This is a genomic window from Mycolicibacterium novocastrense (assembly GCF_001570485.1).
In the GTDB taxonomy this organism is placed as follows: Bacteria; Actinomycetota; Actinomycetes; order Mycobacteriales; family Mycobacteriaceae; genus Mycobacterium; species Mycobacterium novocastrense.
The window spans coordinates 168,601-188,381 of sequence record NZ_BCTA01000023.1 but is presented as its reverse complement, the minus strand read 5'-3'; the positions used below and the strand labels follow the sequence as shown (position 1 = coordinate 188,381).

The following is a 19,781-nucleotide window of genomic DNA, read 5'->3' as shown; positions in this document are numbered from 1 at the left end:
GCGCGACCGGTAAGTTCGGAACCAACCATGGCGGTTTACGACGCGCAACCCGGACGGCGATCGGCTACTGAAGCCGATCTGTCGGCCGCACAGCGCGACGCCGACGAGGCCGACCTGTACGCCGGGCTCACGGGCGTGGCCGGGTTGGTCGCGGGCTCACGCCAGATGACCGATCTCCTCGCCGACGTGGCACAGTTCGCCGCGCGGGCGATACCCGGCGTCGACGGCGCCGGCATCGCGCTGAAGCAGCTCCGCGACGGTGCACCGCGCATCGAGGCGTGGGCCGCCACCGCACCGTTCGTCAACGAGATCGACAGCGTCCAGTACGAACAGCTGCACGAAGGACCGTGCCTGACCGCCATGCAGTCGGGGCGACCGACCGTCAGCGGGTCACTGGGCTGTGACAGTAGGTGGCCACACTTCGGGGGCCGGGTGGCGCGGATGGCGGTGCATTCAGCGCTGTCCTTACCGCTGCTGGTCGACGAGACGGTCGTGGGTGCGATCAACGCGTATGCCCGCGCCCGTGACGCCTTCAGCGAACATGCGGTGCAATTGGGTACGCAATTTGCCGGACCCGCAGCGGTTTCGGTGTACAACGGCCAACTACTCGACGATGCCCGCGAGCGGACACAGCAACTGCAGCGCGCGTTGGGCACTCGTGCGGTGATCGATCAGGCGATCGGGATCATCCGCAGCCGATCCGGCGCGAGCGCGGAGGAGGCGTTCGACCGGTTGACGCGGCTGAGTCAGACGCAGAACGTCAAGCTACACACCGTCGCGGAGCGGCTGGTGGTCGAGGCGGTACGCCGGGCGAAGGCCCGGAACCGACCCTAACCTGTTGTGCGCTCGGCGAATTCAGAGATCGCAGCCACCAGAGCGGGCCGGGTTTGGCGATCGGTCATCAGCCGGCGGGCCACGTCGGTCAGGTGCTCACCGTTGGTGCGCGCATACGAGCGCATCAGGGCGAAGGCGTCTTCGACCGACACGTCGAGCAGCTCGCGCAGGAGGCCTTTGGCTTGCTCGACGACCACCCGGCTGGCCAACGCGACGCGCAGCTGCGGCAGCACGGTCATCGGCGTGGGCGCAGTCTCCTGAAGCAGTGCGACGCATGCTATGTGGGCCAGTGTCTGAGCCGCGAGAAGATCGGCGTCGTTGAGCTCGCCCGCCCGTTCGCCGAACAGGCCGAGTGCGCCGAGCACAAGCCCGGCGGCGCGCATCGGAACGGCGTGAACGGAGGCGAAGCCTGCCTGCAGCGCAGCGGGAACGAACCTCGGCCAGCGCCCGGCGGCCGCGCTCAGATCGGCGACCGAGACGGGCCGGGCGGTGGCGTAGCAGTCGACGCACGGGCCCTCGTCGGCCTGAAGTTGGAACAGTTCGAGTTCGCGTGCCTGCTCGGAGGTCGCCGCCAGCAGCCGCAGTTGATCGAAGGGGTCTGCCAAGAGAAAACCGGCGGCGGAGATGTCGAGCAGTTCGGCGCACCGCTCGGTGAGCTCGGTCAGCAGGTCGACCACGTCGAAGTCCTCGAGGAGAGTGTCGACGAGGGATACCACCGCTTCCAGCACGCGGGTCTCACGAGGGGTGTCGGTCACGTTGCCCTCCATTATCTGTCGTGGTCAAGGCGGACATCAGTCCGGCTCCAGCCGCAACCCGCGATTGAGGATGTCGCGGGCCACATCGGTGGCGCTGCGTCCGGTCGCGTAGGCGTGGGCGCGCAGGCGGACCAGGGCTTCGGCCGGTTCGACGCCGAGCTGTGCGACCACCATGCCGGTGGCCTGGCTGACCTCGGCGCGGGCCAACGAGTGCAGTTCCGCCCATGCGTTGCTGCCCGGATCGGTGACGGCGGCTCGGAGGTCGCTGTCGAGCACGTCGAGCAGTGGGACGCCGGCCATCTCGGCGGCGAGGACGGCACCGCCGAGGCCGTCGCGGTCGAGCGGCCCGGGCTGGGCCCGGAACAGGTCCAAGGCGCCGACGTATTCCCCGGCGATGACGACGGGCATCGCGAAGACGCCCCTGATCTCGAGATCGACCATCGCCGGCCCGTAGACCGGCCAGCGGCGCTCGTCCGGGTCGTCGAGGTCGTCCACCAGAACCGGCGCACGGCCGGTGACGGAATCCAGGCAGGGTCCTTCTCCGAGGATGAATTGCAGCTCGTCGTATCGACGCGCCGGGTCACCGCTGGACCCCAGTGTTCCGGCGTTGATGCCGTCGAAGACCAGCGAGATGGCCACCGCATCGACGTTCAGTAGCGCTACGCACGCCTCACAGAGCCGGTCGGCGGCATCTACTCCACGTCGACCGTCCACGGCGGCGAACAGCTGGTCGTGCATGGCCCCATCAACCGCGCCGGCCACGAATTGGACGAAATGTCATACCCGCACCGGTTCGGGGGTCAGCAGACTCTGGGCGAGTCGCATGTAGGCACCCGCAATGGCCTGCCATGCCATGTCAGGGGCGATTCTCCGCGCTTCTGCGGCCATCGCGCCAGAGAGCCTGGGCTGGGTGAGGATTTGGCGGAGCGCCGCCGCCAGCCCGGTGGAGTCGTCGTGGTCGACGACGGCGCCGGCGCCGCCTGTGAGCAGTTCTGAGGCGTGCGGAAATGCGGTTGCCACGACCGGCCTGCCGTGCGCGATCGCCTCGACCAGCACGCTGGAAGCTACTTGCTCCGTGGAGTCGTAGGGCAGTACGACGACGGAGGACTGCTGGAACAGTGTGGCCAGCATGGCTCCATCGTAGTAACCGGGGTCGAACGACACCGAGCCGGCGACACCGCAATCGTGCGCCTGCTCGATCCTTGCTTCCCGGTAAGCCTCACCATCGATGGCCAGGACCTGCGGATGCGTGGGGCCGGCGACGAGATACCGCGGCCGACCGGGAACGTCGTTCAGTGAGGCCATCACCTCGATGACACGCTCGACGCCGTCACCCGGCGCCAACCAGCCCCAGGTCAAGATGGTGGGCCTACTGGGGCGCTTCATACGGACCGTGGCGGGAACGGTCGCGCCGTGCGGGATCATCCTGACAATACGACGGTTGACTCCGTAGTCGCCGCACAGCCGTTGCCGTGCCGCTTCGGACATCACGACTATCAGACCGGCGGACTCGGCGATCGCCTCCAGCGCCGAACGTTGCTGTGTTGTCGGCGTTTTCGGGACGGGTCCGACGATGACGATCGACGGTATCGACAACTCGTCGACGATGTCGAGTACATCGTCGGCGCCGGCGCAGAAGTCGTGGTGGACGATCGCGACGTCGGCCTGGTCGAGCGGCTGATCGCTGGAATGCGGGCTCGCCGGATCCGCCACGACGCTGACGTCGACCCCCTGGCCAGTCAGCGCACGGGACAGACCCGCCGTGAACCGGGCCAACACGCAGGATTCCGGTGCAGGTGTACCGAGGATGCTGATACGTATGCGGCGTGGATTGCGTTGGTGCTGAGCGGAATTCGAATGAAAAACAGATGTGGGCGATGCGTTCAAGGCGGTCCCAACTGAAGGATTGGTACCGGCGTGTCCGGCATGAGCGGTTGCTCGGCGCGATCAGCGGAGGTCGGCTGACACGTTCCGGAATGGCTGGGCTCCCAACTCTTCGAGGCTACACCGCGGCGGATCGGCGGACTACGGCGGGAAGAGGCCCCGCGGTCGACACGTGGAGTACTGTCATGTCATCGGGACCATCCAGGCCCCCGCAATCAAGGGGCCAGCAATGTCTGACAAGTCTCCTCGGCAGTCGATGCCAAGAAGTCCGGTAAGTCTTTGAAGGAGAAACGGGCCGACAAGCACGCCAAGGCCGCAGCCAAATCCGCCTCTGCCGATGCGGTCGGCGATCTCAGGAAGCCCTGAGGCTACTCGTGATCGCCGCCTAACCCCAGAACCGCCGCTTCTTCCAACGGCTTTCGTCGCCTTCGACGTCGGTCCACTGGCCCGCCGCATATCTGTGCGGCTCCCTGGCGCCACCGCGGACGACGTCGAGCGTGCCGTCGCCGTGCTTGATGTAGGCATCGCCGAACCGCATGTATTTGTCTGTTGTCCCGTTGGGGAGCGTGACGGTGACGGTCATATTCGCTGGGTCCTTTTCAATCGGACATCTCGGCTTGCGGAGCAAGCTGCCCGATGTTCACCACAGTACGCCGGTCAGGCGAATTTTCGTTCCGAAGCCGTCTCGGGGGCGTCATCGCTCGTCGCCGTGAGGAACCGGTCGGGCAGAGCCAGCTTGTGGATCGTTCGCAACGTCAGAAGATACTGGCGCACAAGCGAACCGCTGGTGTAGGGCAGGTCGTACTTCTCACAGACGGCACGAACCCGCACGGCGATTTCCGCCAAGCGATTGCTCGGAAGGTCGGGGAACAGGTGATGTTCGATCTGGTAGCACAGGTTGCCGGTCGAGAAGGCCAGCACCGGGCCGGCGTTGATGTTGGCGGCCCCAAGCATCTGTCGGAGGTACCAGTCGGCACGGCTCTCCTCGTCGATAGCCTCGGCGGTGAACTTCTCGGCCCCGTCGGGAAAGTGGCCGCAGAAAATCACGACATACGTCCAGAGGTTGCGCACGAGGTTGGCCAGCACGTTCGCGGCCAGGGCACGGCGCCAGCGTCGTCCGCTCAGAGCCGGGAAGAGCACGTAGTCCTTGATGCCCTGGCGCGCGATCTTGCGGACGAGCTTCCTTCTCTCCCTGCTCACCCGCTCGGTGTCACCCGCGGCGCGGTCGCGTTCGGAGTGAACACCGTGCAGCGCAATACCCCACTCGAAGATGCTCGCCAGCAACAGGTTTCGTAGTGGTTGGAGCAGATGGACCGGTTGCCACGGTTCGTCTCGGGTAATCCGCATGATGCCGAACCCCAGATCGTCGTCCACACCGACCACGTTGCTGAACACGTGATGGCGGTAGTTGTGCGAGTATCTCCATTGCGCCGAGACGGCGACCATGTCCCACTCCCAGGTGGTCGAGTGGATCTCCGGGTCGTTCATCCAGTCCCACTGCCCGTGGGACACGTTGTGTCCGATCTCCATGTTCTCGACGCATTTGGCGAAGGCCAGCGATGCCGTACCGAGGACGCAACCGCCGCGGGACCGGCTGACGCCGATGAGCAGCCGCCCCGTCACTTCGAGTGCCCGCTGGAACTTGATGGTGCGCCGGATGTAGGCCGCGTCGCGTTCGCCGAGCGACTCCTCGATATCGCTGCGGATGGCGTCCAGTTCGACGCCGAGGGCCTCGATGTCTGCTTTGGTCAGATGGGTGTAGGCACCGATGTCGGTGATTGCCAAGATTTGTCCTGTGTTCGTGCGGGTGGGGCTGGCTCGTCTGCGAACCATCAGCGATTGCGGACCACCAGCCGGAATCGACGAAAGACAACGGCAGCACGTCGGCGTAGCCACCAGTCTAGAGAAATCCCCGCGGACCCGACATCGCCGGTGCTAGTCAGCCGATGGAGACCAGTTGGTCGATCGAGTCGTTGGGCATCTCGCCGTCGACGACCGCCGTCACCAGCAGCTTGTCCAGCGTGATGGCGCCCTTGTGGTTGGTGAGGAAAGCGATGTCGGCGGCATCGCGTCCGGTGGCAATACGCACCAGCGATTGACGGGGCGCCAGCAGCGTCGCGTCGACCACGCGCCAACCGCCCTCGACGAATGCTTCCGCCACGGCATGAAAGTCCATCGGATACAGCCCGGGCGCGTAGACCGACACCACCCTCGCGGGGACGTTCACGGCCCGCAGCAGGGCCACGACCAAGTGCGCGAAGTCACGACACACCCCCTCGCCGGCGAGCAGGGTCTCGGCCGCACCGTCGATCGGGTCGCTGGAGCCGGGGACGTACTTGAGGCGGGTGCCGACCCAGGAGGACACATTCTCGAGCAGAGTCGTGGAATCCAGGTAGCTGCCGAATTCCGTCGCGGCGAAACCGTAGAACTTGTCGGCTTCGGCGTAGCGGCTGGGACGTAGGTACATCAACCGGTCGTAGACGGCGACCGGCGCACGATCGGTCCGGCCGACGATCGTCGCGGCGTACTCGACCATCAAGGTGCCCGTCGGCACGCACAGCGTGTGTATCCGGTTACCGTGCGCGCCGCTGATCTCCACGGCTTCGACGGGTTTTCCGTCCAGGAGGAACGAAAGATTTTCGTACACTTCGGTGCTCGGATGCGGAGCGACCGCGATCTGGAACTCCAACTCGGTCGGATCGGTGATCTCGACCTGGAGTTCTACCCCGACCTGTCGCCTCATGAGCGCATGGGTTCTGCCTGTCGAGACCTGTGCGACGTCAACTCGGTCACCACAGACCTCCCCTCACCGCGAGGTGAGTCTTCGGCGGCGGCAAGTAGCACGCCCATCGCCTCCGCGACGCCGCCGGCGATGTCCTCGACGCGCGGCACGTTGTCGGGACAGGCGGAAACGCACACGCTCATCACTTCGCCGTGTGTGGTGACGCCGATGTTCAGTCCGCAGCCCTCGGCAAGCGGCTCAGCGGAATACATGGCGACGACCCTGGCGCCGGCGCAGTACGCGCGGCCGGAATCCTCCGATGAGAATGAAACCGTTGCTTGTGAGCTTGACGAGCGTCCCCTCAGCCCGACACCGCCCAACAGCTGCAGGCCTGCGCGGACCAACCAAGGTGGAAACAACAATACCACGGTCGCGAGATCGACTGGGGGATCCGTCGATTCGTCACGATAACAGTGCGCGATGTTCAACCTCTCGGTCGCGGTGTGGAGGTCGGTCAATACCTGCACCGGGTCATCGAGATGAACCGGAAGTCGCACATGGCCGACGCCCACCGGATGCGCGTCCTCCGCGGCGTCGCCGGTCGGTCTCGATAGTGGGACGGTCACCAGTAGCGGGTCATCGGGTACCGCTTCGTGGCGCTGTAGCCATGTCCTCAGCGACATCGCGCAGGCGGCGAACACGACATTGGCGGTGGAACCACCGAAGGCGTCGCTGATCGCTCGCACGTCGGCCAACGGAATCGACGCCAGTCCCATCGACCGCCGCTTCGTCAGCGTCGCATTGAGCACCGTGTCCGGCACGGCGTCGCGCATCGACGAGACGGTCTCGGGATCCATCTGCGAGTCGACGACATCACGCAGCCGACGACGCACCGCCAGCAGTCCGCTGGTCACCGCCCCGGCCGCCATCCAGATACCCGTGACGTGACCCTCGATGACCTCGGCCAGCCAATCGGTCAGCAACTCTCCGGTGGACGGTGTTGGGCCCAGACCTGCCTCGGTTGGTAAACGGTTGTCACCGTTCGGCTCGACGGTTGTCAGGCGCCGCCACATCGATGTGAGTCCGTGTCCTCCATCGGCGAGCACCGGAGACATCTTCACCGCCAACGCCCAACGGCCAGAGGCTAATCCGTCGATCGTCCAAGCCTCCCATAGCGGTCGTGGCGAGGTCTGCCGCTTGGCGCTCAGCTCCCCCACGAGGTCGGCCAGCTCGCGGCGGCCACCGGGTGCCGGCACTGTCGCGCTGTCAATCTGCGGTGTGGGGTCGTAGTCGGCGATCTCGGCCCAGACGGGCTGTCCGATCCCCATCGGCTTGCTTACGAGCTGGCTTCGGAAGCGAGCCATCTGTGGCAGGGCCGACGAAACCAGCTTTTTTAGTCGCTCATGGCTCAGCCGATCCGACGCCTCGATGACGAGCAGAGCAACGGTGTCAGCGGGTGTCGTCGGGGTCTGCGTGTGCAGCGCGAAGGCATCGTTGACAGACAATCGGGTGGTGCCCATCAGCGCTGTTCCAATGCCTGTCGAGGCTCGAGCGACGTCACGCGCCGGTCGTCAGAAGAGAGTCAACGGTGGACACGTTGCCGGGCGTGGCGGCGGCCATCGCGATCGTGTGCGCGAAGTCGGCTTCGGTGGCGGCGGGAACCACCATCAGGGTGATCCGACTACCGCTGCCGTCCAACACCGCAATCGTGTTGGCGGGCTGGCGGTGGTATCCGTCGAGGCGGACGACTCGCCCGTCCACGACCGTCTTCCGCGGCGCCTCCGCCCACTCGGCGAGGTTGTACATCACCCGCGCCACGGGACCCAAGCGGACCGACAGGACGCTCAGCAGATCGGGGAGTTCCCGCTGAAGATCCTCGCTGTGCGGCCACCAGGCCCCGTCGACATAGCCACTCGCCGGCCCCTTGCGCTTCAAGCGCAACCGCGGGGTGTTTTCGGGTCCGTCGTGTCGTCGGCCTGGAACTGGAGGTGCTTCTTGTACTGCCATGGGGTGGTCCCGTCTGAACCGTCCAACGGCTCAATCACTCACATCGGTGACGACGCGATCTCAAACGGTCGCGTACGAAATATCCCCGATATGACGCCAGCCTACGCTAGTCAGGCCGCGACGTTGGTTTCGGCATCGAACCTGTTGTGCACCATAACGATTAGATTCCCCAATGAACCCATAAACGAAATGTGGGCCGGTGGGAATTCCCACCAGCCCACAGTCGTCGTGCAAGCTAGACGGCGGTCACGCCGATTGCCTGAGGTCCTTTGGCGCCCTGTTCGACCTCGAACTGAACGCGTTGGTTCTCCTCCAGCGAACGGTATCCATTTCCCTGGATCTCCGAGAAATGAACGAAAACGTCCTTCTCGCCGCCGTCGGGAGCGATGAAGCCGAAGCCCTTATCGCCGTTGAACCACTTCACAGTTCCCTGTGCCATACTTTTCAACTTCTCTCATTCTGAACGGATGTAGGAAAACATCCGCGTCGAGGCTATCACGCCGCAGGCCATCCATTTTCCGCGAGCAGGCCCCCCTTCTTGCGCGAGCGCCCGTGTTTGCACGCGGCACGCCCCAAAATTTCGCCCTTATGCGGACGCTCGCCACGGCCGAGCGTCCCCCCGAGCGGTGGTTCTGATCGCGCTGAACCTAACCGGTGACTGCGCCGCGCACGATGGGCAGCATTTCGGGGTGACTCGTGTGATCCGCTTCAACGCCTTCGACATGAACTGCGTCGCTCACCAGTCCCCCGGGCTCTGGAAGCACCCCGACGACCAGTCGTGGCACTACAAGGACCTGGAGTACTGGACCGAGTTGGCCAAGCTGCTCGAACGGGGCCGCTTCGACGGGCTGTTCATCGCCGACGTGCTAGGGACCTACGACGTCTACGGCGCCAACGATGAGGCCGCCATAAGGCAGGCCGCGCAGATCCCGGTCAACGACCCGATGCTGCTCGTGTCCGCGATGGCGCTGGTGACCCAGGACCTCGGCTTCGGCATCACGACCGGCACCGGCTTCGAGCACCCCTATCCGTTCGCCCGCCGCATGTCGACCCTCGACCACCTCACCAAGGGCCGCATCGGCTGGAACGTCGTCACGGGCTACCTCCCGGCGGCCGCCCGCAACATGGGCCAGACCGACCAGCCCGCCCACGACGCCCGCTACGACCACGCCGACGAGTACCTCGAAGTGCTCTACAAGCTGTGGGAAGGGTCCTGGGAGGACGACGCGGTCGTTCGCGACGCCGAACGCGGGGTGTTCACCGAACCGCACAAGGTGCACCACATCGGCCATCAGGGAACGCATTTCAGCGTTCCGGGTGTGCACTTGTCGGAACCGTCACCGCAACGCACCCCGGTGATCTACCAGGCCGGCTCGTCGCCCCGCGGTGTGCGGTTCGCCGCCGAGAACGCCGAGGCGATCTTCACCGCCTCACCGACGAAAGAGCTTCTGCGCCAAACGGTGAGTACCATCCGCCAGGAACTCGAGATCGCCGGCCGCGACCCGTACAGCGTGAAGATCTTCAACCTGTCGACGATCGTCACCGCCGCCACCGACGAGGAGGCCCACGCCAGACATGCCGAGTACCTGTCCTACGGCGACCCGGAGGGCGCGCTGACGTTCATGTCCGGGTGGATGGGCGTCGACCTGGCGCGCTACGGCCTCGACGAACCGGTCGGCAACGTCGACTCCAACGCGATCCTGTCGGCCGTCGCGGCGTTCCAGTCCGCCGACCCCGACGGGCGCGAGTGGGCCATCCGCGACATCGCCGAATGGGGAAAGATCGGCGGCATGGGCCCGCGCTTCGTGGGTTCCGGTGCGCGCGTGGCGGATACGTTGCAGGAGTGGGTCGAGGAGACCGACGTCGACGGGTTCAACCTCGCGTACGCCATCACCCCCGGCTCGTTCGCCGAGTTCGTCGATCATGTGGTGCCGGTACTCACCGAGCGGGGCGCATACCAGTCCTCGTACACGCCGGGTACGTTGCGGCACAAGCTGCTCGGCAACGGAGACCGGTTGCCGGAGGACCATCGCGGCTCCCGCTGTCGACGATCATCGACCGGCCGTCCACGGTGCCGTCGTCTTCGGCATCGGTGGCGTCCCAGCCGACCCGCGGACGTTGAGGAGTTAGCACGTGACGATCCAATTGCACTGGTTTCTACCCACTTACGGCGACAGCCGGCTGATCGTCGGGGGCGGCCACGGTATGCCCGCCGGCGCGGCGCACGGCGATCGCGACGCGTCGATCGACTACCTGGGCTCGATCGTGCGGGCCGCCGAGTCGTTCGGTTTCACCGGCGCGCTCATCCCGACGGGCGCGTGGTGCGAGGATGCGTTCATCACCGCGTCGCTGCTGGCCCGCGAGACGACGTCGTTGGCGTTCTTGGTCGCGTTCCGGCCCGGCTTGGTCAGCCCGACGCTGTCGGCGCAGATGGCCGCGACGTTCGCGCGGCACGCGCCCGGCCGCATCCTGCTCAACGTGGTGGTCGGCGGTGAGGCGCACGAACAGCGTTCGTTCGGCGACTATCTCGACAAGGACGGCCGCTACCGGCGCTGCGACGAGTTCCTCGAAGTGGTCCGCCGTCTGTGGGCCGGCGAGACCGTCTCTCTGCAGGGCGAGCACATCCGTGTCGAGGAGGCGGCGCTGCCGACACTGCCGAATCCCGTGCCTCCGTTGTACTTCGGCGGGAGCTCGGCGGCCGCGGGGCCGGTCGCGGCGCGGCACGCCGACGTGTATCTGACGTGGGGCGAACCGCCGTCGGCGGTGCGCGAGAAGATCGAGTGGATCCGCGGGCTGGCCGCCAAGGAGGACCGGCAGGTGCGGTTCGGTATCCGGTTGCACACGATCTCGCGGGACAGCTCCGACGAGGCGTGGGCGCAGGCCGACCGGCTGGTCGCGGCGCTCGACGAGGAGACGGTGCGCAATGCGCAGAAAGGGTTGCACCGCAGCGACTCCGAGGGTCAGAAGCGGATGCTGGCCCTGCACGAGGAGCATCGGCGCAACGGCACTTGGACCGACGCGCGCTCGCTGGAGATCGCGCCGAACCTGTGGGCGGGCGTCGGCCTGGTCCGCGGCGGCGCGGGCACCGCACTGGTCGGCAGCCACGTCGACGTCGCCGACCGCATCGCCGAATACGCCGACATCGGCATCGACGAGTTCATCTTCTCCGGCTACCCGCACCTCGAGGAGCTGTACTGGTTCGGCGAGGGTGTGGTGCCCATCCTGCGTGAGCGCGGGCTGTACAAGGGCGCGGCGACGACGGCCGCCGCGGCGTCGATCCCATTCGTGAGCGGTTCGCGATGAGCCCGATCGCGTCGCCGGACGAAGCGCTCGAGGTCGCGGCGAAACTGGCCGCCGAATTCGACGCCCAGGCCTCCGCGCGCGACGCCGACCGGCGGTTGCCACACGATCAGGTGCAGGCGCTCAAGGAGTCCGGGCTGCTGGCGTTGACGGTGCCCTCCGACTACGGCGGCATCGCGGCGCCAGCGACGGTGCTGGCCGAGGTGTTTCGCCGGATCGCCCACGCCGACCCCTCGCTAGCCCAGATTCCCCACTCGCACTTCGTGTTTCTCGAGGCGCTGCGGTTACAGGGCAGCTATACGCAGAAGTCGTACTTCTACGACCGGGTGCGCAACGGGGCCCTGCTGGCAAATGCTCAGTCCGAGCGCGGCCCGCACACCGTCGACGTCGACACGACCACGTTGGTGCGGCAGCCATCGGGCGACTATGTGTTGTCGGGGCGCAAATTCTATTCGACCGGTGCGCTGTTCGCCGACTGGATACTGGTGCGTGCGTCGCTGGCCGACGGTTCTGAGGTGCCGACCGCGCAGACGCCGAAGGCAGTGGCGTTCGTCGCGCGCGACGCCGAGGGGTTGTCGGTGGTCGACGACTGGGACGGCATGGGGCAACGCACGACGGCGTCGGGCACGGTGACGCTCGACGACGTCGCGGTGCCCGTCGAACACGTGGTGCCGTTCTCGCCGATCTTCGCGGGGCCGTCCGTGTACGGTGCGCGAGCACAGTTGCTGCACAGCGCGATCGACGTCGGCATCGCGACCGGGGCACTGGCGGCCGGTGTGCGCCAGGCCGAACGGGCGAGGCCACACTTCGAGGCCGGCGTAGCCGCCGCGGTCGACGACCCAACACTGATCACCGTCGCGGGAGAGTTGGCCGTCACGGTGCGGGCGGCGCAAGCGTTGCTGGTGGAGGCGGCACGAGCAGTCGACCACGCCGAGGCCCATCTGTCCGACGAGACGGCGGCCGAGGCGTCGATCGCCGTCGCGGCGGCGAAGGTCGCCGCGGTACGGGCGGCGCTGGCCGCGTCGAACGTGTTGTTCGAATTGGGCGGAACCAGAAGCGCTTCGGCGTCGGGGAACCTGTCGCGATACTGGCGCGACGCCCGAACTCATACATTGCACGACCCGACGCGGTGGAAGATCCAGCACATCGGCCGCTACACCCTGACGGGCACAGCCCCGCCGCGCCACGGCCAGATCTGACGCCCCCTACCTCTAACTGCCGCGAGCGACCGTGTTTGCCCCCCAACACGCCGCGCATAGCCGGCATTTCGCGGACGCTCACCGCCCGCGACGGTGCACAAGAAGCGGTTACTCCGTCGAGTAGTCGAAGCTCAGCCAGCGCTGCGGGCGCATCCGGATGATCACCGACGTCGGCGTGAGGTTCTGATCGGTGAACGCATTGCCTTCCTCTTCGCCCAGATAGCGAATGGCGATCTCCCGCACGATCGCATCCTCAGCCGGTCCGATACCGGTCACATCGCCCTCCGCGGTGACGTATCGATACGGCGGCGCCTCGTCCTGCGCGGTGATCGAAAACCGGCCGGCCTCCTTGATGAGCCGGTGCTTGAGAGACTCAGACTCTGTCCACAGCAGCACCTCGCCGCCCGGTGTGTAGCCGTACCAGATCGGCACGCTCAACGGCGCCCGGTCGGGGCGCTCGACGGCGATGACGCCCACGTGGACGTCGGACAGGAACTTTTCGCGCTCACCAGTCGTCATCTTGGCCATGTCTGGCCCAACCGCTGCGACGCCGAGCACATTCCCGCCGCTGAAGCGGACCTACCGCATTCGCGGCTAGGCGAGTTCGAACACCGGGATGACGCGGTCGGTGCGCTGCTGGTACTCGCCGAACCCCGGCGCGCGTTCGACGACGATGCGGTAGATGCGGTCGCGCTCGTCGCGCGGAAGCTCGCGGGCTGTCACCTGCCGGGGCGGATCGGCGCCGATCTCCACCCAGGCGGTCGGGTTGGCGCGCAGGTTGAACACCCAGCCCGGGCTCGCCGGGCGACCCGCGGACGAGCCGACGACGTAGATGCGGCCGTCGATGTCGAAGTACGCGACCGGGTTGACGCGCTGCTGCCCGCTCTTGGCGCCGGTCGAGGTGAGCAGCAGCAGCGGAAAACCCTCGAACTGGCCGCCGACCTTGCCGCCGTTGCGGCGAAACTCCTCAATGTTGCGCTCGTTGAAGTCGCGCTCGGCGGCCTTGTCATCGGTCATCGGTTCATCGTGGCACGTGCGGAGGCCTTCCGGTCGCGAGATCGGCCGCAGCGCCTAGCCTGATGTGGTGCTGACCGAACTGATCGAGTTGCCCGCGGGCACCTTCCGGATGGGATCGGAAGACTTCTATCCGGAAGAGGCGCCCGTTTACGAGGTGACGGTCGAGGCGTTCTCGATCGAGCGCCATCCGGTCACCACCGCGCAGTTCGCCGAGTTCGTCGCCGAGACCGGTTACGTCACGATCGCCGAGCGGGAACTGGACCCCGCCGCCTACCCGGGAGCCTCGCCCGACGACCTGGTTCCAGGCGCGCTGGTGTTCAGGCCGACCCGCGGCCCGGTCAACCTCCGAGATTGGCGCCAGTGGTGGACCTGGGTGCCCGGCGCCAGTTGGCGCCACCCGTTCGGGCCAGGATCGTCGATCGACGACCGCGCCGACCATCCCGTGGTGCAGGTGGCGTATCCGGACGCGGCGGCCTACGCGGCGTGGGCGGGCCGCCGACTGCCGACCGAAGCGCAGTGGGAGTACGCCGCGCGGGCCGGATCCCAAGCCCGCTACGCCTGGGGCGACGACGTGCAGCCCGACGGACGCCTGATGGCCAACACCTGGCAGGGCCGCTTCCCCTACCGCAACGACGGCACGCTCGGCTGGGTCGGCACCTCGCCGGTGGGCACGTTCCCGCCCAACGCATTCGGTGTGGTCGACATGATCGGCAACGTCTGGGAATGGACGACGACGACGTACTCGCCGCGCCACAGCCCCCAGAAGTCGGGCTGCTGTGCGCCGCCGACCGGTGACCCGTCGAAATTCCAGACGCTCAAGGGCGGCTCACACCTGTGCGCCCCCGAGTACTGCCATCGCTACCGCCCGGCCGCCCGGTCGTCCCAGTCGCAGGACAGCGCCACCACGCACATCGGGTTCCGCTGTATCGCCTGACAGGTCGACCTGTCGTACCCCGCACATACAGTGCCAGCCATGACTACTACGGTCGCCGTCGCTCTGGCCCGTCCACGCGGGTCCGCGATCCGCTACTCGGCCTGCTCGGGCATACAACGCTGGACCGGAAGCGTGCAGGCGGATTCGGTCGAGACGGCGATCCTCGACGTCGTGCGACGCGTCCGCGAGGAGTCCGAGACTGAGCGGCTGCGGTTCCTTGTACAGGCACCGCCGCGGAGCGTGTTGTGGGCGCTGCGCGACGAGATCGCCCTGTTGATACCCGGTGCGCACCTCGACCGTCCGCGCTTCACCGACGAACAGTTGGTGCGCGCGGCGTATGAAGGACTGCGCGTCGTACCGTTCACAACGGCAGCAGGATCCGCTGAGCGACAACAATTTTGACGCATAGGACGTCCAACCGCACATCGGTGCCGTGCTTATGTAAACAGTCAAGCTGTCGCAGAAGGAACGGTGTCGCAGGGCGGCGGCGCCTCGGTGGAACCTACCTCGGGATTCTCCAAGGGCGGGCCTGGTGTGAATGGCGATTTTCCAGCCGGCCCCTGGTGATCGCTGCGGAGTCGGAGCTCTGTTCGTCGGACTGATGCCAGTGGCCGAGCGTCGTCGCCGGCGCCGAAGTCCTCGCGTCAGCGCCTCTTCTCTTGGTGGTGGCGATGGTCGGTCAGACCGGCTCGGCCGATCAGAGCGGCAGCGACGAGCAGTGCAGCCCCTGCGGCGTAGACGGCGGTGATCCCTGCCGCATCAGCCAGCCACCCACCCAGCCCGAGGGAGGCCAGGCGGCCGAGTTGCCAGATCAGATCGAAGGCGGCGAAGACCCGGCCGCGTGCGGCGGGTGGGGTTTCGGCCTGCAGCAGCGAGTTGAAGGTGACTGCGCCGGCAGAGGTGCCCCCGCCGTAGCCGGCCAGGCTGCCCAACGCCACCACCGGGACGCGGACACTCGCAAGGACGGCATCTACGGCGGCGCGCAACAGATAGGGTCCGAAAATGAACGCGGGTTTGCGAGGATCGGTGATCAGCCGGGTCAGCAGTAACGGGCCTGCTGCGGCGCCCACGCCGATGCAGGCCAGCGCGATTCCGTATCCGGCGGGGCCCCTGCCCAGGCGCTCGCGGATCAACACAACCAGCAGGGCACTGGTCGCTCCGGCCGACAACGCCGCCAGGGCCTGACCAGCGGCCAAGGCTCGCAGCACCCGGTGCCCGGCCAGCACCCTGATGCCGTCTCGGGCCTGATGCCACCAGGCGGCACGGGCCGCATCGGCTGCCGGGCGCAGCAGGTGCAGGCGGGACAGCAGCAGCGCCGAGACGGCGAAGCTCGCTGCGTTCACCCAGAACGCCAGGCCATAGCCGACGGTCGCGACCACGGCACCCGCAGCCGGGGCGAGCACGATCTGGGAGAGCACCGCGGCGGTCCAGATCCCCGAGTTCCCGGCGATCAACTCCTCCTCGTTCACGAGCGCGGGCAGCGCGGCACTGGCGGCCGGATTGAACAACGCCGACGCTGCGGACATGGCGAACGCCACCGCGTAGATGCCCGGCACCGAGCCGGCGACCAGCGCTAGCCCCGCAGCCACCAGCACGCGCGCCAAGTCGGCAACCACCATGACCCGCACCGGCGAGAACCAGTCGACTGCCACCCCAGCGAACGGTGCCAGCAGCAGCACCGGGACGATCTCCGCGACGATCACCCCGGCCACACCGAGCCCGGAGCCGGTGCGGTCCCACACCAGCAGGCCCAACGCCACGGTGGCGAACGCGTCACCCCAGGCAGAAGCGGTGCGCGCCGCCCACAACCGGCGGTAACCAGGATGGGAGAACACCTGGCGCAGCCCGGTGCCCGCACGTCCTGGCTGGCCGCGGCTCAGCGGACTTTCTCCATGGTGTGCCCGCAGCAACAGGTGGGGTTGCGGTCGCGACCGTGGCCTGGGACGGCGCCCTTGGTGACGGTCATCTCACATCCGCGCTCCGGGTCCGGGCGCCGGTACACCTCGCACTCGACTATTGCCATGACCTGCGCCTCCCTTCGGTTTCCGGTCCTACACTGGAGACGCTAAAACCTTCACCCCAGGTGAAGGTCAAGGCGAGCGGCCGGGACGCGAAGGAGGCAGACGATGGCCCAGGCGATGACCGTCGGGCGGGCCGCCCAGGCGGCCGGGCTCACCCGTAAGGCCGTGCGCTTGTATGAGGAGCGCGGCCTGCTGCCGCCCGCCCAGCGCACTGCGGCCGGGTACCGCCTTTACAACCAGGACGACGTCGACACCCTCACCTTCATCCGCCGCGCCCGCGCCCTGGACCTCCCCCTGGACGACATCGGCACCATCCTCACCCTCCGCCGCGCCGGTCCCACCCCGTGCGGAGCCGTACGGGATCTACTCGACGCCCGGATCGCGGAGATCGACAACACCATTACCGAATTGCTGGCGCTGCGTGCGAGCCTCACCGCCAGTCGGGACACCGCCGTGGCAGCCGATACCGAGTCGGAACCGAACAGATCGATCTGCCCGATCATCGAACGGTGAAGTAGCCGCTCAAGGACCCTCATGTCTCACTGAACTCTTGATGGCCGCGTTGCGAACTGGCGGTAGCCGAGCCTTTGCGGAATGGCCACTCGTTGCGGCAAATGTCCAGTCAGACTGGGCCGACCGATCATCGGACGGCTGAGCGGCGTTCGATAAAAGACTGTGTTGTGCCAGACGCCGCCCCGCTGGGCGATGCGTTCGCGGATGCCGACGGTTCAGCAACCGGCGGCGTGGTGCGGGGCGATGCTTGCGCGATTCTCCGTGAAGATGGAGGCATGCAGAGTCCGCAGCCCTGCGTCGTCGACTGTGGTGGTTTGCTTCTACAGCAAGGCTTTGCCGCCTGCCGGACTCCCATGGGGACAATCCGGCCGCCTCGGGCTCGCATCGTAGAGGCCCGCGTGCCAGTTGGATCCCGGCAGGCAGGTCACCTGCTGCCGGGTCCTCCTACCTGGTCCGCATTTTCTTCGGGCTGTGGCCTGGGTGCGCAGCAGTCGTCGGCGGTGTCGGTGGTGGTGTGGCGGCGTTCGCGGCGGGTGAGGGTGGCGATCGCGGTGACGAGGATGAGGCCGAGTGCGGTGATGGCGATCGCAAGTTGGTGTCCGGTGATCCAGGCTGACACGGTGCCGACGACGCCGGTGAGTGCGCCGATGCCGGGGTGCCCGCCGAGTAGTTGTGGCAGCCAGTAAAGGAGTAGGTAGCCGCCGGAAAGGGCAAGCACGGCGCCGGTGATGCGGTTCATGTGGGGCAGCAGCCGTCGGAGGAACCGGTTGATCAGGCCGCTGGCGAATGCGGCGAATAGCGCGAGGGACAGCAGCAGGGTGGCGGAGCCGGCGGCGTAGGCGGCGAATACGACCAGGACGCCGGAGATGTTGGTGCTGGCCAGGGCTTGGGTGACGACCGCGAGCAGCACCGCGAGCGTGCAGGAGGCGGAGGCCAGTGCGTACCCGGCGCCGAAGGCCACCATGCCTCTGGGCCCCTGCCGCGGGGTGCCGGAACGGCGGGTGGGTAGCCGCAGCGGCAGGTGTCCGCCGGCGACCATGGCCAGGCCGCCCACGGCCAGGATCGCGCCGAGCGCGGCGGCCAGCCACGGGATGACACCGGTCAGGGAACGCAAGCCGAGGGCGAGTAGTAGTCCGATGGCGGTGAAGGTGCCGGCGAACCCGGCGGTCAGCGCGAGCCCGGCGCGCAGGCCACCGGCCAGCCGGGACAAAGCGCCGGGCCGCGCGTCCGCCTGGCCGTCGCCGGTGTCGACGGCGTAGGCGAGGAAGGCGGGCAGTACGGCGAAGCCGCAGGGGTTGACCGGGGCGAGCATCCCGGCGCCGAAGGCGAGCGCCAACAGCGGGCCGATCACGCGCTCACCTTGGCCAGTTCGGCACGGATCTGATCGGCGGTGGGCTCGACAGCGCGGAACACCGGTTTGCCGGAGGCGTCCAGCACGACGGCGGTGGACAGCTGAGTGACCTGGTAGGCGCTGATCAGGGTGGCGTTGCTGTCGCTGGCGTAGGCAAGGCTGGTGGCCTGGTTGGCGGTGAGGAAGTCTGTGATGTCCTGCTCGGTTTCGCCGGGGCCGATGTCGACGGCGACGAAGTTCGCCTTCGTGCCGACCGCCTGCTGGACCTGGGCGAGGGTGTGGGTGGCCGGACCGCAACCGCCGCACCCGACGGAGAAGAAGAACAGCACGCTGGGCCGCGAGCCGGGCACCGCGACCTGCACGCCCTGCAGGGTTCGGGCGGTGAACGCTCCCGCAGCGGCAGTGGTCCCGGCCTTTGCGCTGCCGTCGGCAGCGGGTGGGGACGCGGTCTGCTTGCTCGACGGGGAAAACGCCGAATACAGCACGACGGAGATCCCGACGACGGCGATAACGGTCAGCGCGATCGTGACGAGTCGTCGACGAGAGCGCGGCGCGGCAGGTCCGGTCGGGGCGGGTGCGTCAGGCATGGGTCAGGACTCCTGGTTGGGGTGGGAGGACTCGTGTGGCCGATCGGGCTGGTCGCGGGCGGGTGGCACGGGCGGGCAGCACGAGTTGTCTCGGGTGGCGCCGTGTCGGGTGACGCGCCGGCGCGCGAACCGCGTCACCGCGGCGAGGACCACCACGACGGCGGTGCCGATGACCCAGGGGTTGCCCAGTACCGAGCCCACCGCGCCAAGGGCTCCGGCGGCGATCAGCACCGGCAGGCCGCAACACACGATGGGGACCAGGAGGAAACCGGCGGCGGCGAGCGCGGTGCGCTTGCTCTCGGAGCCGGGGTTGGTCGACATGGAGGCGGTCTCCTCGGCTGGTCAGGCGTTCGGGGCGGTGATGCGCATGCACGCGGCGAGGGCGGCGGCGTTGTCCGCGGCCAGCGAGCGCGCCAGCAGCACCAGTTCCGCGACGCGGGGGTCGGTGACCCGGTAGTAGGCGAAGCGGCCTTGGCGGCGCAGCTGCACGTAGCCGCAGTCGGACAGGCAGGCCAAGTGACTGGACACCCGGCCCTGGGACAGGCCGATGTGCGTGACGCATTCGCCCACGGCGTGTTCCTCGTGCAGCAGGAACTCCAGCAGCCGCAGCCGGGCGGGGTCGCCGAGGGCGCGGAAGAATTTCGCCATCATCTCCAC

General features: G+C 67.5%; 23 protein-coding genes and 1 pseudogene. 7 read left to right on the top strand and 17 right to left on the bottom strand.

Annotation, left to right across the window (positions count from 1 at the left end; translation table 11 throughout):
• Positions 1-27: 27 nt before the first annotated feature.
• Positions 28-834 carry a GAF and ANTAR domain-containing protein gene (locus RMCN_RS08335; protein WP_067388317.1) on the top strand — a complete coding sequence of 269 codons (807 nt, stop codon included), beginning with the start codon at positions 28-30 and terminating at the stop codon, positions 832-834.
• On the opposite strand, the gene RMCN_RS08330 is transcribed toward RMCN_RS08335, so the two are convergent.
• The 9 genes from RMCN_RS08330 to RMCN_RS08290 all read right to left on the bottom strand — a co-directional run bounded on the left by RMCN_RS08330 (position 831) and on the right by RMCN_RS08290 (position 8,641).
• Positions 831-1,589: a GAF and ANTAR domain-containing protein gene (locus tag RMCN_RS08330; protein WP_067388359.1), complete on the bottom strand. Its 759-nt coding sequence runs from the start codon at positions 1,587-1,589 to the stop codon at positions 831-833. The genes RMCN_RS08335 and RMCN_RS08330 overlap by 4 nt on opposite strands.
• Before the next feature lie 36 nt (positions 1,590-1,625).
• Positions 1,626-2,327: an ANTAR domain-containing protein gene (locus tag RMCN_RS08325; RefSeq protein ID WP_067388315.1), complete on the bottom strand. Its 702-nt coding sequence runs from the start codon at positions 2,325-2,327 to the stop codon at positions 1,626-1,628.
• A gap of 39 nt (positions 2,328-2,366) precedes the next feature.
• Positions 2,367-3,368 carry a glycosyltransferase gene (locus RMCN_RS08320; RefSeq protein WP_234787614.1) on the bottom strand — a complete coding sequence of 334 codons (1,002 nt, stop codon included), beginning with the start codon at positions 3,366-3,368 and terminating at the stop codon, positions 2,367-2,369.
• 490 nt (positions 3,369-3,858) lie between these two features.
• A complete protein-coding gene (locus RMCN_RS08315; protein WP_067388312.1) occupies positions 3,859-4,056 on the bottom strand; it encodes a hypothetical protein in 198 nt (65 codons plus the stop codon).
• A 74-nt stretch (positions 4,057-4,130) separates the two neighbouring features.
• Positions 4,131-5,258, bottom strand: coding sequence for a fatty acid desaturase family protein (locus RMCN_RS08310; protein ID WP_067388357.1), 1,128 nt, complete (start codon positions 5,256-5,258; stop codon positions 4,131-4,133).
• A gap of 154 nt (positions 5,259-5,412) precedes the next feature.
• Complete coding sequence (locus RMCN_RS08305; protein ID WP_067388310.1) at positions 5,413-6,216, bottom strand: transglutaminase-like domain-containing protein; 804 nt, start codon at positions 6,214-6,216, stop codon at positions 5,413-5,415.
• Positions 6,213-7,715: a wax ester/triacylglycerol synthase domain-containing protein gene (locus RMCN_RS08300; RefSeq protein WP_067388308.1), complete on the bottom strand. Its 1,503-nt coding sequence runs from the start codon at positions 7,713-7,715 to the stop codon at positions 6,213-6,215. The genes RMCN_RS08305 and RMCN_RS08300 overlap by 4 nt, the downstream gene beginning before the upstream one ends.
• Before the next feature lie 37 nt (positions 7,716-7,752).
• A complete protein-coding gene (locus RMCN_RS08295) occupies positions 7,753-8,202 on the bottom strand; it encodes a DUF5994 family protein (RefSeq protein ID WP_067388306.1) in 450 nt (149 codons plus the stop codon).
• Between the two features lie 235 nt (positions 8,203-8,437).
• A complete protein-coding gene (locus RMCN_RS08290; RefSeq protein WP_067388304.1) occupies positions 8,438-8,641 on the bottom strand; it encodes a cold-shock protein in 204 nt (67 codons plus the stop codon).
• A 250-nt stretch (positions 8,642-8,891) separates the two neighbouring features.
• Here RMCN_RS08290 and RMCN_RS08285 point away from each other — a divergent pair.
• The 3 genes and pseudogenes from RMCN_RS08285 (at position 8,892) to RMCN_RS08275 (ending at position 12,701) form a co-directional block, all read left to right on the top strand.
• Positions 8,892-10,324: pseudogene (locus RMCN_RS08285) on the top strand (LLM class flavin-dependent oxidoreductase).
• Positions 10,325-10,335: 11 nt separating this feature from the next.
• A complete protein-coding gene (locus RMCN_RS08280; protein ID WP_067388302.1) occupies positions 10,336-11,505 on the top strand; it encodes an LLM class flavin-dependent oxidoreductase in 1,170 nt (389 codons plus the stop codon).
• Complete coding sequence (locus tag RMCN_RS08275) at positions 11,502-12,701, top strand: SfnB family sulfur acquisition oxidoreductase (protein WP_067388301.1); 1,200 nt, start codon at positions 11,502-11,504, stop codon at positions 12,699-12,701. The genes RMCN_RS08280 and RMCN_RS08275 overlap by 4 nt, the downstream gene beginning before the upstream one ends.
• Before the next feature lie 108 nt (positions 12,702-12,809).
• Here the strand turns inward: RMCN_RS08275 and RMCN_RS08270 are convergent, their stop codons facing one another.
• Together RMCN_RS08270 and RMCN_RS08265 are read right to left on the bottom strand one after the other, a co-directional pair.
• Positions 12,810-13,229, bottom strand: coding sequence for a pyridoxamine 5'-phosphate oxidase family protein (locus RMCN_RS08270; RefSeq protein ID WP_201028806.1), 420 nt, complete (start codon positions 13,227-13,229; stop codon positions 12,810-12,812).
• Positions 13,230-13,295: 66 nt separating this feature from the next.
• The gene (locus RMCN_RS08265; protein WP_067388299.1) at positions 13,296-13,718 is read right to left on the bottom strand and encodes a nitroreductase family deazaflavin-dependent oxidoreductase; all 423 of its coding nucleotides are present in this window, start codon (positions 13,716-13,718) and stop codon (positions 13,296-13,298) included.
• A gap of 67 nt (positions 13,719-13,785) precedes the next feature.
• On the opposite strand from RMCN_RS08265, the gene RMCN_RS08260 reads away from it, so the two are divergent.
• A complete protein-coding gene (locus RMCN_RS08260; RefSeq protein ID WP_067388353.1) occupies positions 13,786-14,652 on the top strand; it encodes a formylglycine-generating enzyme family protein in 867 nt (288 codons plus the stop codon).
• 39 nt (positions 14,653-14,691) lie between these two features.
• Positions 14,692-15,054 (top strand): hypothetical protein, encoded by a 363-nt coding sequence (locus tag RMCN_RS08255; protein ID WP_131808543.1) that lies wholly within the window; start codon positions 14,692-14,694, stop codon positions 15,052-15,054.
• Between the two features lie 242 nt (positions 15,055-15,296).
• Here the strand turns inward: RMCN_RS08255 and RMCN_RS08250 are convergent, their stop codons facing one another.
• A complete protein-coding gene (locus RMCN_RS08250) occupies positions 15,297-16,487 on the bottom strand; it encodes an MFS transporter (RefSeq protein ID WP_067388295.1) in 1,191 nt (396 codons plus the stop codon).
• A 41-nt stretch (positions 16,488-16,528) separates the two neighbouring features.
• Entirely contained in the window at positions 16,529-16,675 is a 147-nt protein-coding gene (locus RMCN_RS31010; RefSeq protein ID WP_014805441.1) for a hypothetical protein, read from the bottom strand.
• Positions 16,676-16,778: 103 nt separating this feature from the next.
• Between RMCN_RS31010 and RMCN_RS08245 the strand changes: the two genes are divergently transcribed.
• Complete coding sequence (locus RMCN_RS08245; protein ID WP_014805442.1) at positions 16,779-17,186, top strand: heavy metal-responsive transcriptional regulator; 408 nt, start codon at positions 16,779-16,781, stop codon at positions 17,184-17,186.
• 424 nt (positions 17,187-17,610) lie between these two features.
• Here the strand turns inward: RMCN_RS08245 and RMCN_RS08240 are convergent, their stop codons facing one another.
• The 4 genes from RMCN_RS08240 to RMCN_RS08225 are packed head-to-tail and all read right to left on the bottom strand — an operon-like array spanning position 17,611 to position 19,775.
• Positions 17,611-18,537: a cytochrome c biogenesis CcdA family protein gene (locus RMCN_RS08240; RefSeq protein WP_014805443.1), complete on the bottom strand. Its 927-nt coding sequence runs from the start codon at positions 18,535-18,537 to the stop codon at positions 17,611-17,613.
• Positions 18,534-19,124, bottom strand: coding sequence for a TlpA family protein disulfide reductase (locus RMCN_RS08235; RefSeq protein ID WP_014805444.1), 591 nt, complete (start codon positions 19,122-19,124; stop codon positions 18,534-18,536). Before RMCN_RS08235 ends, RMCN_RS08240 begins: the two co-directional genes overlap by 4 nt.
• Positions 19,125-19,127: 3 nt before the next feature.
• Positions 19,128-19,445, bottom strand: coding sequence for a mercuric ion transporter MerT (locus RMCN_RS08230; RefSeq protein WP_014805445.1), 318 nt, complete (start codon positions 19,443-19,445; stop codon positions 19,128-19,130).
• Between the two features lie 21 nt (positions 19,446-19,466).
• Positions 19,467-19,775 (bottom strand): ArsR/SmtB family transcription factor, encoded by a 309-nt coding sequence (locus tag RMCN_RS08225; protein ID WP_079633045.1) that lies wholly within the window; start codon positions 19,773-19,775, stop codon positions 19,467-19,469.
• Positions 19,776-19,781: the final 6 nt, after the last annotated feature.